This is a genomic window from Verrucomicrobiota bacterium, assembly GCA_016200005.1.
Lineage (GTDB): Bacteria > Verrucomicrobiota > Verrucomicrobiia > Limisphaerales > PALSA-1396 > PALSA-1396.
Genome location: JACQFP010000078.1, coordinates 37,530 through 51,036 on the forward strand (window position 1 = coordinate 37,530; position 13,507 = coordinate 51,036).

General features: G+C 57.3%; 11 protein-coding genes and 3 pseudogenes. 9 read left to right on the forward strand and 5 right to left on the reverse strand.

All coding sequences use genetic code 11. The annotated features are described in order from the left end of the window. Positions 1 to 227 precede the first annotated feature (227 nt). Together HY298_25010 and HY298_25015 are read right to left on the reverse strand one after the other, a co-directional pair. A complete protein-coding gene (locus tag HY298_25010; protein ID MBI3853521.1) occupies positions 228 to 449 on the reverse strand; it encodes a hypothetical protein in 222 nt (73 codons plus the stop codon). 290 nt (positions 450 to 739) lie between these two features. Next, positions 740 to 3,649 carry a c-type cytochrome gene (locus tag HY298_25015; protein MBI3853522.1) on the reverse strand — a complete coding sequence of 970 codons (2,910 nt, stop codon included), beginning with the start codon at positions 3,647 to 3,649 and terminating at the stop codon, positions 740 to 742. Between the two features lie 169 nt (positions 3,650 to 3,818). Here HY298_25015 and HY298_25020 point away from each other — a divergent pair. The 4 genes and pseudogenes from HY298_25020 to HY298_25035 all read left to right on the forward strand — a co-directional run bounded on the left by HY298_25020 (position 3,819) and on the right by HY298_25035 (position 7,612). Then, positions 3,819 to 4,061: pseudogene (locus HY298_25020) on the forward strand (carbamoyl-phosphate synthase subunit L). A 150-nt stretch (positions 4,062 to 4,211) separates the two neighbouring features. Continuing rightward, positions 4,212 to 5,441, forward strand: a pseudogene (gene carB / locus HY298_25025) (carbamoyl-phosphate synthase large subunit). 50 nt (positions 5,442 to 5,491) lie between these two features. After that, complete coding sequence (locus HY298_25030) at positions 5,492 to 6,355, forward strand: hypothetical protein (GenBank protein MBI3853523.1); 864 nt, start codon at positions 5,492 to 5,494, stop codon at positions 6,353 to 6,355. 390 nt (positions 6,356 to 6,745) lie between these two features. Next, entirely contained in the window at positions 6,746 to 7,612 is an 867-nt protein-coding gene (locus HY298_25035) for a site-specific DNA-methyltransferase (protein ID MBI3853524.1), read from the forward strand. Here HY298_25035 and HY298_25040 read toward each other — a convergent pair. After that, positions 7,594 to 8,094 (reverse strand): hypothetical protein, encoded by a 501-nt coding sequence (locus tag HY298_25040; GenBank protein ID MBI3853525.1) that lies wholly within the window; start codon positions 8,092 to 8,094, stop codon positions 7,594 to 7,596. The genes HY298_25035 and HY298_25040 overlap by 19 nt on opposite strands. Positions 8,095 to 8,136: 42 nt before the next feature. Here HY298_25040 and HY298_25045 point away from each other — a divergent pair. Further along, a pseudogene (locus HY298_25045) lies at positions 8,137 to 8,424 on the forward strand (hypothetical protein). Positions 8,425 to 8,783: 359 nt separating this feature from the next. Here the strand turns inward: HY298_25045 and HY298_25050 are convergent. Then, complete coding sequence (locus HY298_25050; protein ID MBI3853526.1) at positions 8,784 to 9,530, reverse strand: hypothetical protein; 747 nt, start codon at positions 9,528 to 9,530, stop codon at positions 8,784 to 8,786. Positions 9,531 to 9,724: 194 nt separating this feature from the next. Further along, on the reverse strand, positions 9,725 to 9,991 hold the full coding sequence (locus HY298_25055; protein ID MBI3853527.1) for a type II toxin-antitoxin system Phd/YefM family antitoxin: 267 nt from the start codon (positions 9,989 to 9,991) through the stop codon (positions 9,725 to 9,727). 187 nt (positions 9,992 to 10,178) lie between these two features. Between HY298_25055 and HY298_25060 the strand changes: the two genes are divergently transcribed. The 4 genes from HY298_25060 (at position 10,179) to rplU (ending at position 13,507) form a co-directional block, all read left to right on the forward strand. Next, the gene (locus HY298_25060; protein MBI3853528.1) at positions 10,179 to 11,111 is read left to right on the forward strand and encodes an SDR family oxidoreductase; all 933 of its coding nucleotides are present in this window, start codon (positions 10,179 to 10,181) and stop codon (positions 11,109 to 11,111) included. A 16-nt stretch (positions 11,112 to 11,127) separates the two neighbouring features. Continuing rightward, positions 11,128 to 11,871 (forward strand): nucleotidyltransferase family protein, encoded by a 744-nt coding sequence (locus HY298_25065; GenBank protein ID MBI3853529.1) that lies wholly within the window; start codon positions 11,128 to 11,130, stop codon positions 11,869 to 11,871. Positions 11,872 to 12,046: 175 nt separating this feature from the next. Beyond that, positions 12,047 to 13,102: a kinase gene (locus tag HY298_25070; protein MBI3853530.1), complete on the forward strand. Its 1,056-nt coding sequence runs from the start codon at positions 12,047 to 12,049 to the stop codon at positions 13,100 to 13,102. Between the two features lie 93 nt (positions 13,103 to 13,195). Next, positions 13,196 to 13,507, forward strand: a complete 312-nt coding sequence (gene rplU / locus HY298_25075; protein ID MBI3853531.1) for a 50S ribosomal protein L21 — start codon at positions 13,196 to 13,198, stop codon at positions 13,505 to 13,507.

Genomic DNA, 13,507 nt, shown 5'->3' on the forward strand with positions numbered 1-13,507 from the left:
AAAATGCGGAGCGAACGGTAATACGGATGTGTGGGAGTCGTGTCCATAATCCCTAGCTCGTGAATTTGCAATACATCTGCACTACGACTCGAGTCATACCAGTAAAAGACCGACGATTGCTTCCATGATGTGTCGTTTCGGTTGACGCATAGATGGTGTTGAATTGTCGCATTATCGGTTTGCCCGCGACGTTACTTGCGATCATCCATCGTGCGCCAAACTCAAATTCATCGGGCACGATATACGCATTTCCTGCCCGCGAGCAACCGAGCGGGGAGAAACAAAACGGCTCGAATCACGGCGAACAGTGCGCCTACCGTGATGCCAATGAGACGCAACGGCAACGAGACCAGCCAGACCAGCGGCAAGAGAATCAATGCCAGCAGCGCCACCGGCCAGGACAACACGAACAAGATGCACCATCCAATGAATAGAATCAGAACTTTCATGTCGCTTCTACATTGTCACTTTCCTGCCGGACGTCAACGGTCGGTTCAACCCTTGTCACCTTCTTTGCCGCCGGGTCATTCGCTCTTCCCAATTCCAATTTGTTTGAGGAACGGCTCGATGGAGCGGGGTCGTCCGAGAAATTTCTCAATCGAAATGTTCACGTCGCGCGAATCACCCGGTTCATAGATCTCCGCCCGCAATCGTAACTCCACGTACTGCGGGTCGTCGGCGCACGGATCCAAGCCTGCAAGGTCTGCGTTTGCCCCGGAATCATTCCGCGGTTAAGTAGTCACTTCATCGACTTCAAGAACGTGATCAGGTCGGCAACTTCCTGCTTGCTCAGTTGCGCGTCGAGACCCTGCGGCATCACCGAGATCGTCCCCGGTCGGATGTCGGCGATGTCGGCCCGAGCGATGCGCGCCTCGGTGTCCGGCCCGGTCGCGAGCACGACTTCGTCAGCCCCGTCTTTGCGCAGCACGCCGCTGAAGCTATCCCCCGCTTTATTGACGACGACCACCGGTTCGAAGCTGCGCACGAAACTGGCGCTTGGATAGATCACGGCTTCGAGCAAATCTCGTTCGGTGCGGATCTTGCCAATGTTGCCGAGACTCGGGCCCACGTGGCCGCCGACATAACCGATCTCATGGCAGGTGAGGCAGGCGGTCTTGGTGCTGTTGAACACCAACTGTCCGCGCCGGATGTCGCCGTTAAGCGTCTTCAACTCGTTGAGCAATTCTTCGAGGTGGGCGGCCTGCTTCGTGGCATCCACGTCGAGCGTCGCGAAATACTCCTCGGCGTCCTTTTGCGTGGCTTCGGGGAATTTCGCGAAGTGTGGTCTGAGCTGGCTGGGGATCAGTCCCTTCGCACTCTTCGATTCGCGCAACGAGGCGACGAACTTTGTTCCCAGCGCGTCATCACCACCGCCGTCGAAGGCCTCGCACAGTTTGTTCAATTCCAGCGGCCCGGCGGACTTCAAGTTGTCGGTGAGCGCCGCAAGCTGTTCCGCCTCGATCCTCGAATGCCCGAGCACGCCCGCCGCAGCGCTGCGAGTGGTCGGCGCGTTGTCGGCGGCAAGGCTGGCGCGCAGGAAATCAAATTCAATGGTGTCGAGCGAAGCGCCGGCCGGCAATGCCACGAGCGCGTCCAGTCGAAGTTGACCGGCTTGTTTGGTTTCGTGACCAATCGCCCTCAGCGCCGCGACGATGTTTGTGTCGCTGTTCAAGGTGCGGGCGGCGCGAACGGCGGACGGTTTCGAGGCGGAGTCGTTTCCCGAAAGAACCGACTGCACCGCCGCCTTCCAGCTCTCCGGTGGTTGCTTCAAACCAGCGTTGGATATGGCATCCAAAGCTGCGACGCGCGTGTCGTCACGGAATCCGGACTGCGTGACTGAATCGGCAAGCAACTGTTGACCGGCCTCGGCGCGCGTGACGATGCGGAGTTGGCTGTTCAAAGCCTTGCGTTCGGCATCGGCAATTCCGGGCGCAGTGAGACGTTCACGAAACCAGCCGGCGAGTTCGCCGCCCCAATCGGAGTGGCGACCGAGAATCCAATTCGCTGTGCCGCTCATGCGCTCGTCGGCCGCGGTCAGGAACGGCACGACCTCGGTCGGTTTCAGGTCGCTGCCGTCCATCTGATCAAGGGCGATGAGAGCGGCACGGCGGACGTTCGGTTGGTCGGATTTCAGTCCGGCGCGGGTTGGTTCGGCGGCGTCGATGTCAATCAAGGCGCGAATCAACGCTTGTTCGAGTACGCGATCTTTGCCCGAAACGGCGATCACATCCAGCATCAAAGGAACGGATTTCTTGTCGCCCATCCGGCCTAAACCCTCGGCGGCGGCTCGTAGCGCATGAGCGTTTTGCTCATCCGGCTCTGAGCGGTAACGGGAAAGCACGCTGACAAACTTGGAACGATTTTTTTGCGGTGCAGTCAGAACAGCTTTTTGCAATACGGCCGACGGATTTTTCAGGTCGAGAGTTGGTGGCCTGACCAGCTTTGCATACGCCGCAGCGCGACCCTTGCCAGTCAACCTTGGCGCTCCCGATTTTCGCACCCGGTAAATCGCGCCCAACACATCCGGCTTCGCGAGTTGCGAACTGGGGCAACAAAGTTTGTACCAGCCGCCGGTGTCCACCACGAGCAGGCTGCCGTCGGCGTCCGGCAAGACATCCGTCGGATGGAAATCCACGCCATCGGACACGAGGAAATCGCTGTCGGTGCTCGCGTAAGTCGCGCCATTCGGCTTGAGGATGTGTCGCGTCACCCTGCGCAGGTTGAAAGTCGTGGCGAAAAAGTTGTCGCGAAATCCAACGCCAAAGACATCGCTTTCGTAACGGCAGAGCGCACATTCGGCAGCGGGGCCGGCCTGGTAAAACGGATGCATGACCTCGGGGCTGGCCCGTTTCACGCGGCCATCTTCGATCACGTCGTGAATCTTGCCGAACACCGCGCCATAGACCGCGTGACCAATGCCGTCGCGAAAACCGGGCTGGCTGAAATCAATGAACGTGCTCGTGAAGATTGTCTCGCCTTCAGGTGTGAAGGCGACCTCGACCGGGTTGTCCATGCCGCCAGTCATGATGACGTCGAGGTCTGAGCCATCGGGCCGCGCACGATAGATGTGCGCCGCCTTGTCTTTCAATGTGCGACCGTTGCCGAGCTTGTGGGTCTGCTCGGCGAACGCGCCCTTTGTCCAATAGATGTAACCGTCCGGGCCAAGGTAAGGCCCGTGAATGTCGTTGGCGCAACCGGTGAGTGTGCCGCCCTTGAACCACTCCTCGCGCACGTCGGCGAGGCCGTCGCCGTTCGTGTCCTTGAAGCGCCAGATGCTTGGCGGCGCGGCCACATAAACCCAGCCGTCATGCCACAGACAACCTTGCGGGAACATCACTTTGTCAGCAAACACGGTGGCCTTGTCGAATTTGCCGTCGCAGTCCGTGTCTTCGAGGCACAGCACGCGGGCCGTCGGGTCCTTGAGTTGTTCAACCGGCTTTGCGTTAGAGCCGGACGAGTCGGTCACGTAAAGCCGGCCGTGGTCATCGAAACTGGCGCTGACCGGACGCGGGGCCAGGTTGGTGCCCCCAGCCAGTTCGACCTCGAACCCGTCGGGCACGGTGAAGGTTTGCGTGGGAAACTTGAATTGAGCAGCTTGGGTGGCGAGTGCAGCGCACAGCGTCAGGCTGAAATAAAGTCGCAATTTCATGGTTTGTCTGACCAGTAAACCGCACTGCCGGAAAAACGCAACGCGCAAAGTGAACTAAAGGAGCGGAGAAAGAAAATGACAAGCGCGGCCAAATCCGTTTCACTCTCCGCCGTTTTGCGATGTGTTTACGAATCGTAAATCGTAAATCATAAATCGTAAATTCAGCGAGATGCCCAAACGCACCGACATTCACAGCGTCCTCATCATCGGCGCCGGCCCGATCATCATCGGCCAGGCGTGCGAGTTCGATTACTCCGGCACGCAAGCCTGCAAAGCCCTCAAGGAAGAAGGCTACCGCGTCGTCCTCGTCAACTCCAATCCGGCCACCATCATGACCGACCCGGAGTTCGCCGACCGCACTTACATCGAGCCGATCACGCCCGAGTGCGTGGAGAAAATCATCGTGCGCGAGTTGGAGGAGATGAAGCGCATGGGCGTCCCGGTTGCAATGGGGAGCGCGCCCGCCCCGGGCGCACCCGAACGCGCCTCGCGTTCGGGAAAAGTCGAAGCCGGGGCGGCTTCGACAACGCGCGAGGCGCGCGTGCTCCCCAATGTTCCAAATAAACTCGTCCTCCTCCCCACCCTCGGCGGGCAGACCGCACTCAACACCGCCATGTCGCTGCACCGCTCCGGCGTGCTGCAAAAACACGGCGTTGAAATGATCGGCGCAAAGGCCGAGGCAATCCAGAAAGGCGAAGACCGCCAGATTTTCAAAGACCTCATGTTGAGCATCGGCCTCGACGTGCCCATCTCCGGCACGGCCCACAACATGGACGAAGCCCGCGCCGTGGCCGACAAGATCGGTCGCTTCCCGCTGATCATTCGCCCGGCGTTCACCCTCGGCGGCACAGGCGGCGGCATCGGTTACAACCGCGAAGAATTCGAGGAGATCGCGAAACGCGGCATCGAGCTTTCGCCCGTGAACGAAATTCTCATCGAAGAATCCCTGCTCGGCTGGAAGGAATACGAGATGGAAGTCATGCGCGACAAGGCCGACAACTGCGTCATCATCTGTTCCATCGAGAACTTCGATCCCATGGGCGTCCACACCGGCGACAGCATCACCGTCGCGCCCATCCAGACGCTGACCGACAAGGAATTTCAAATCATGCGCGACCAGAGCTTCGCAGTGATCCGCGCGGTCGGCGTCGAGACCGGCGGCTCGAACATCCAGTTCGGCGTCAGCCCGGAGAATGGCCGCATGGTCATCATCGAGATGAACCCGCGCGTCAGCCGCAGCTCCGCACTCGCGTCCAAGGCCACCGGATTTCCCATCGCGAAAATCGCCGCCAAACTCGCCGTCGGCTACCTGCTCGACGAACTCAAGAACGACATCACGCGCGAAACGCCAGCGAGCTTCGAGCCGAGCATTGATTACGTGGTGACAAAAATCCCCCGGTTCGCGTTTGAAAAATTTCCCCAGGCCGATCCAACCCTAACGACCCAGATGAAATCCGTCGGTGAAGCAATGGCAATCGGGCGAACCTTCAAAGAGTCTCTCCAGAAATGTCTCCGCTCCCTCGAAATCGGCCGCAGCGGACTCGGCGGTGATGGAAAGTCGTGGCGAATTGGAACAGAAGTTTACGGAGACAGAGACATCCTTCCCCGCGACGTGATTTCCCGAAAACTCTCCGTCCCCAACGCCGAGCGAATCTTTTTCATCCGCCACGCGCTGCGCGCCGGATTTACGATTGAGGAAATCTTCCAACTGACCAAGATAGACCGCTGGTTCTTGGTGCAGATTAAAGAAATTGTGGATTTTGAGGAGGAACTGGCGGGGGCGATGAACTGAATTAAAATCAGCTTAACACGCGCGAAGCTGTGTTCTATGCTCCCAACCCTATGGCAGAGTTCGTTGGTCTATTGATGATCGTCCTCGCATTGGGGATCGGATGCTGGAGGTTTTTCAAAGGTCGAAAATTACCAGGAAGCGGCTTGGCCCTCTTGGTTCTTGCATGTTTTATTGGAGTTGCGCTGGTGCTGAACAAGCGGGTTTCGGAGTTAAGCTTCGGTAAACTGGCAACTCTGAAAGCGGCGGTCACGCAGGCGCAGTCAGACGCCGACCAAATTGCAGCCGTCCGTCAAAGAGTGGAGGCGCAGGCAGCCACGATTGACCTGGTAGCAAAAGAATCTGCGGACGCAAAGCGTCTCTTGGGCGAACTCAGAAATGAAAATGCGATTGCGGACAAGAAACTGCGAGCTTTGGAGGGAAAGACTTCTGATCTTGGTCAATTGCCAGACGGCCGAATTATGACCGGCGGTTTTGTTCTCGGTCGAGCTTCCGTGTTGATCGATGGTGTGACAAACCTTGTGGCTCTATTCTCAAAAGGAAAACCCAAAGAAGCCTTCGACATCGCTCGCGATTGTGTGCGGCGCTATGAAGAATCGGCTGCTATGACCAAAGGGATGCAAGCCTCCGTAGGTGATGTCGTTTTATCGAAGGACGGAGTCTCTATGATGTATGAGGCTGGGGCAAAGAGTGCCTTGATGGTAAACGAGAATGAAGTCGGTCTGAAATGGGCACGTGCCGGTGTTCAGAATGATCCGCGGCCTGAAATGAACGCCCTTTTGGCCGCTGCGTTGATCAAATCAGGTCGAGATGACGAAGCGCAAAAATTCATTCAAGAGACAATCTCGAAGGGTGGGACTAATGCACAGACGTTTAGGGCCTTGCTTGAACAGCAGGGCATATTGCGAAAGCGGTGATACAACGCTGGACGAAGACTGACTAGTCATTAGTGCATCCCTTCTCTGCTCCGCTCGCGAATCCCAACAGGGCGGACTCACTCGCGCCCGCTCGTTCGGCCCTTGCGGGCCTTTGACTGCGGAAAATTCTTTTCGCCGTCTCCCAGTCCAATCCATCAGCCCAGCGGTTGCCCCGAAAGCATTCGGTGCTACCCTGGGAAACCGTCCCCACAAATTCCGCGTCAGGAGCCCGGCTGTGGCAAAGCCCAGCCGCAGCACGTTCGCAAACCCACGCCGCAAAATATTTTCAACCGCCTCCGCCCATCCACCCGCTGCGACTGGTCCTGCGGACACAGTCGCGCTCCGCAAGAAGATGTTTCAAACGCGCGGCCTGTGTGCTACAAAACATTCATGCGCAAGCTTGATTCAGTCTCCGGCAAAATTCACCAAACCGATGCGCGTTCGTTCATGCGCGAGTTGCCCGATGCGTCGGTTGACCTCATCGTTTGCGACGGGCCTTACGCGGTCACGACGCACGATTGGGACAACGTGGCGGACATCCAGCATTTCAATCTCGAACTGCTGAAATCTTTTTCCCGGCTGCTCAAGCCCGGCGGCGCGGCTTATCTGTGCGGCAAGCCGGACTGCATTGATTTCATTGATTACCGGTCGTTTCTCACATTGCAGTCAAAAATTGTTTGGTATCAGCCAAGCCGGCTCGCGCAGGGCCGCATTTCCTACACGAACAATTACGACGTGATCTGCTACTTCACCAAGGGCAAAGCCAAGACATTCAATCTTGACGACATTCGCGTGCCGCAATTGGTGGAGTTGGAGCATCGGCTGCGCTGTGAACGCGTGCCGTCGGTGCGCAATGGCAAATATGGCAAGACGGTGTTCCATCCCGACGGCAAGAATCCCGGCGACGTGTGGGGCGACATCAAGCAACTCACCTACAAGTCGAAGGAACTGGTCAGCCGGGAAATGCTGAACACGATTCAGAAACCGGAAAAGCTGATGGAGCGAATCATCAAGGCCAGTTCAAATCCGGCTGACTTGGTGTTCGATCCGTTCTGCGGTTCGGGAACTGTGCCCGTAGTTTGCCAGCGGCTTGGCCGCAAATTTGTTGCCTGTGAAATCAATGCAGACTACTGCCGACTTGCCGAAGTGCGAATGACTAAGACAGCAAACGGCGTCGAATCGTCGGAAAATCTGTTTGAGTTTTCCACTGTGGGCCGGAACGGACACGCCGTTACTTCTCAAGCCTGCTTGGTGTAAACAACCTTTCCATTTTGTTCAGCCCACTTGATGCTGAGTCCAATGTGGGAAATATCGTTCTTGCTCGCATCAAGCTTCCTTTCTACTTCTTTCAAAACCAAATCCACCGGAACTTCATATATCACGAGAACATCCATTGGGCTGTCCTGATCGAAAACCGCGCAGTAAATGGCGGTGTTGCGCGTGATGCGGTCCAAAGATTTTGCCCGCTTTTCAGGTGTCTTGCTAAACATCCTGTCTAGTTGGAATGTGCCCTTCTTCTTTCCTTTGGAGCAGGTAAGATATTCAAACTTTCGGTCAGGATTCGTCGAGTCGAAAGCGTCTGGTTCGTGCTTTGTTTTGTGAACTTCATGCCCAGGGAGGTGGCCTGCAACGATCATTTCCTTGACGAGACCCGGCTGGAGCAAATTTTTGAATCCATGTTCAGTCGCAATCTCCTGCGCCTTGCGGACGCAGTTGATGATTTGGCTGATGTAATTCATTGACTGCCAGAGAGGCTATTTGCTTTGGCTTGAATTGTCGAGTTGGCGATTCTCGCCGCCAGGCTCGCCGTCTGCTACCTGCTCGACGAAATCAAGAACGATCCCGCGATGGCGGGACGCGAAACCCCCGCCAGCTTCGAGCCAACGATTGATTACGTCGTCACCAAGATTCCGCGCTTTGCCTTCGAGAAATTCCCACAAGCCGGCGTAGCGGCTTTCGGCAGAAAGCCGCCATTCAAGAAATCTTTTAGTTTGCGGCGCTCTGCCGAGACGCCGCTACGGATGAAAAGCGTGGGCGAAGCGATGGCCATCGGGCGCACGTTCAAGGATGGGGAGCAAACGCGCCTCGCGTGTCGGTTTCGACGCCCTCGTCGAAACCACCTTCGCCCCCATCGGATTCGTTCAGCGTGGCGCTGACCGATGCACGCGAGGGCGCGTGCGCTCCCCAGTGCGCTCGCTGGAGATTGGCCGCAGCGGCCTGGGCGGCGACGGCTAACCCTGGCGCATCGGCACGGAAAATCACCTCGCGTCAGAACAAGGTTTCCATTCATCGGCGGATCAGCTATCAAATCGTCACCATGAAATTTCGCGTGCGCGTCGGGAACGATGATTTGCCTGTCGAATTCACTTTCGCGACGCAACGCGACCTGACCCGGTTGGCTCGTTGGCGCTCTCCATCTCCAGAACAGCTACGTAATAATCCGCACGTTCAAGATGCGCTCGAATACTGCCAGCTTGCAAACAAGCGATGGAAAACCTACCGGGCGATTGGCCGAACGGCGGTGTCTTTGAAGGAGATCAAGCGCGCAATTCAAAAGGATGCAAGCACCGAGGTTGTATTTGTGATGCTTGCGCGTGCCGCATGGCACAAACCTTCGCCGATTCTTGGATTCTGTTTTTGCCGAAGAACGTGGTGTCATCATGTCGTGCTGGATTTCGCAGCGTCGCACCCGAACGCCATTGGCCCAGCCGGTGGCGAAGTGCAGGGCGTCGGCGCGGGCATGTTGTATTCGCTCGTTCAAATGGCCAGCGGCATCGGCTTGAAAATCATTTGGGGCGAGGCGACCAAGAATTCCGCCAAGTTTTATGTGAAGACCTTGGCGGTTCGGAATGTGGCCGACCACTTCTTCATCAGAGGCCGCACGCGCCAACATTGTCTTCGACAGTTCGAGCTTGTGGCTTGGCGATGATGCCGCTTGCGTGGCTTGAAAATTTGTGAGAAAGTTTTCGCATGAAGAAAGTTCGCAAAATGAAAATGACGTGGGAAAGCCTGCTGAAGATTGAGGAGAAGCATCCTTTTTCCGCAGGCAATCCGACGGGTTCGTTTGCTTTGCCTGCTTACAAACCGAAAAAGCAATTTCCGGTTCACAAGAAAGCGAATTCCCGCCGTCGTGAATTAGTTCCAGCGTAACCGGCAGCAAGGTTTCCTTTGCCAAACTCGCCGTCGGCTACCTGCTCGACGAGCTCAAGAACGACATCACGCGCGAAACCCCCGCGAGCTTCGAGTCGAGCATTGATTACGTCGTCACCAAGATTCCGCGCTTTGCCTTCGAGAAATTCCCGCAGGCCGACCCCACGCTCACCACGCAGATGAAGAGCGTGGGCGAAGCGATGGCCATCGGCCGCACGTTCAAGGAAGGGGAGCACACGCGCCTCGCGTGTCGGTTTCGACGCCTCGTCGAAACCATTTTCCACTGCATCGGATTCGTTCAGCGAGGCGCTGACCGATGCACGCGAGGGCGCGTGCGCTCCCCTGCGCTCGCTGGAGATTGGCCGCAGCGGTCTGGCCGGGGACGGCCACCAGTTCGCCATTGCGGCAGATGATGATGGTTTCTCTGTCCTTTTCCAGTTTGGCCAGCAGGCTGGAAAAGTTGGTTTTCGTCTCGTGAACATTCACCGTTTACATTGCCACCACATTAGTCCAGTTAGTCCATCACGCCTGCGGTAGAGCTGGGTGTGTCAGACTCGCCGTCGGCCAAATCCGGTTTCGCAATGGCTTAAGGTTGACGCCCCGAACCTCCAGGGCGGGCCGCACAAATTTGGTTGCCGATTGCCATGCCCAACCGTTAAGTACCCAGCCCACGATGAACATTCTCATTACCGGCGGCGCTGGTTACATTGGCTCGGTGTTGACTCCCACGTTGCTGTCGTTCGGTCACGAAGTCACCGTGCTGGACAATTTTTGTTTCCGGCAGAACAGCCTGACTGATTGCTGTCAGTATTCGACCTTTCACGTGGCGCGCGGCGATTGCCGGGAGGAAGCGATCGTGAAGCCGCTGGTGGCGAAAGCCGATGTCATCATCCCGCTGGCGGCGCTGGTGGGCGCGCCGCTTTGCAATCAGGACAAGGTCGCCGCGCAAACCACGAATCAGGACGCAGTGGAGATGCTTTGCCGCCTGGCAGGGAAGACGCAGCGCTTCCTGATGCCCGTAACCAATAGCGGCTACGGCATCGGCGAGAAGGGCACGCATTGCACGGAAGACTCTCCGCTGCGGCCCATCTCGCTCTACGGCGTGACGAAGGTCAAAGCCGAGGAAGCCATTCTCCAACGCGAGAACAGCATCAGTTTCAGGCTGGCCACGGTGTTCGGCATGGCGCCACGGATGCGCTTGGATTTGTTGGTGAATGATTTTGTTTATCGCGCCGTCCACGATCGTGCGGTGGTGATTTTTGAAGGGCATTTCAAACGCAACTTCGTTCACATCCGGGATGTCGCCCGCGTGTTTGTGCATGGGCTGAACCATTTCGAGGCGATGCGCGGCAAGCCGTACAATGTCGGGCTGGATGATGCGAACCTCTCCAAGCTGGAACTCTGCGCGGTGATCCAAGAGCATCTGCCCAAGTTCGTTTATCTCGAAGCACCCATTGGGGAGGACCCGGACAAGCGGGATTACATCGTCTCCAACACGCGCATCGCCGCCACGGGTTTCAAGCCGGAGTGGAATCTGGATCGGGGCATTCAGGAGTTGATCAAGGGTTTCACCATTTTGCGCAACACGATTTATTCGAACGTCTGAATCGCGTGGCGCTGCTGTGAAACTTTCTCCTGATCAAGTGACGGCCGTGATTCTCGCCGGCGGTTTCGGCACGCGCCTTCAGCATCTGTTGCCGAACCTCCCCAAGCCGATGGCGCCCGTTGCGGGAAAACCGTTTATCGAATGGGTCGTGCGTTACCTGGCGCGGCAAGGGGTTCGCCGCCTCGTGATTTCCACCGGCTACCTGGCTGAAATGGTGGCACGCCATTTTCGGCCGCAGCCGGTGAAAGGAGTGAAAGTGAGTTGTGTGGCAGAAGCGAAACCTCTGGGCACGGCGGGGGGATTCCTCAATGCGGTTCGGGTGTCCAAAGGAGAACCGGTGGCGTGGCTGGTGTTGAATGGGGACTCGCTGGCTTTGGCGCCGTTGCGCGACATGTTTCGAACCTTGAGTGGTTCGGGCGTCGAAGGCGTCGTTCTCGGTGTGCCGATGGCGGATGCCTCGCGTTATGGGACAATCACGCTCGACGCAGAAGGCGGGTTGCGCAGCTTCAACGAGAAGAAACCCGGCGCCGGTATCATCAACGCGGGAGTTTATTTGTTTCGTGCGTCGGCCATCGAAGTATTTCCGGCTCGTGCGCCATTGAGTTTCGAGGTGGACGTGTTCCCGGCATTGACGGCGCGCCAGGCGGGGTTGAAAGTGTGCGTGACGCAGGCGCCGTTCCTGGACATCGGCACGCCGGACTCGCTCGCCTTGGCGGATTCATTTATCCGGCAACATATCGATGAATTCGCGACCGATTGAAAATTGATCCGGACCTATCCAGCGTGAAGCCGACAACACAACACACCTGTTCGAAGCACAAAGCGGCCACCATGACTCGCAGCGGTGTTGGGATGGGCTTGAAGTTGTCTGAGCGTGGCGGCCTTCCAATGGCTGATTTTCTTCATGGGTTGACCGGCGTGATACCTTAAAGCCCATGATCATCAGTCGAACACCATTCCGAATCTCGTTCTTTGGCGGCGGGACGGATTACCCGGCCTGGTATCGCCAGCACGGCGGCGCGGTGCTGGCGGCGACGATCAACAAATACTGCTATCTGACCTGCCGTTACCTGCCGCCGTTCTTCGAGCACCGCATCCGCGTTGTCTATTCCAAAATCGAGATGTGCCAGAAGCCGGAGGAAATTGCGCATCCCGCCGTGCGCGCCATCCTGGGATATCTGAAGCTGGAGCGCGGCGTGGAGATTCACCACGATGGCGACCTGCCAGGGCGCAGTGGCATGGGTTCGAGTTCCGCGTTCACCGTGGGGCTTTTGCACGCGCTGCGCGGGTTGCAGGGTCAAATCACCGGCAAATATCAACTCGCCAGCGAGAGCATCCACATCGAACAGGACCTCCTGCGGGAAACCGTGGGGTCGCAGGACCAGGTCTGCGCGGCGTTTGGCGGAGTCAATCAAATCAGATTCCTGCCCAGCGGCGAGGTGTCCGTTCAACCGCTGACGCTGTTGCCCGGTCGTTTGCGCGAGTTGAGTTCCCACCTGATGTTGTTCTACACCGGCATCCAGCGAACGGCCTCCAACATCGCGGCGAGTTACGTCACCAGCATGGACTCCAAGAGCGCGCTGTTGACACGCATGAAGGATCTGGTGGAACAAAGCAGTGAGATTTTGAGCAGCAAAGCGGACTTGACGAAATTCGGCGAACTGCTGCACGAAACCTGGGTCGCCAAACGCAGTCTGGGCGACAAGATTTCAAACTCCGAGGTGGACGGACTTTACGAAACGGCGCGGGCCGCGGGCGCACTCGGCGGCAAACTGCTGGGCGCCGGCGGCGGCGGATTTATTCTCCTGTTCGTGCCACCGCAAAAGCAGGAGGCCGTGCGTAAGCACCTCAACAAACTGATCCATGTCCCGTTTGAGTTCGAGTTTTCGGGCAGTCAGATCATCTTTTTCGATCCGCAGGAAGATTATTCCGAACAGGAACGCGTCCGCGCAGCCCAGCAAATACAAGCCTTTCGCGACCTGCCTGAGTGAAGCCAATCTCAGAGTTGCCTCTATCCCAGCGAAATGAAAAGTTGACACTCATTCGCGGTTCTGGTCTTATCGCGCTCCCTTTCGAGGGAAATTATGTACGCTGTATTGGAAACCGGAAGCAAACAGTATCGTGTCGCCGCGGGCGATACGCTGAAAATCGAACGCCTGGACACCGCCGCCGGGCAGCCGTTTACATTTGACCGCGTATTGCTGGTCAACAACGACGGCCAAGTCACGGTCGGTTCGCCCACCGTGCCGCAGGCCACCGTGGTCGTCGATGTCGTCGAGCATATTCGCGGCGATAAGAAACTGACATTCAAAATGAAACGCCGGAAAGGCTATCACAAAACCATCGGCCACCGGCAGGAACTGACGGTGGTCAAAGTCAAAGAGATCAAAGCTTAA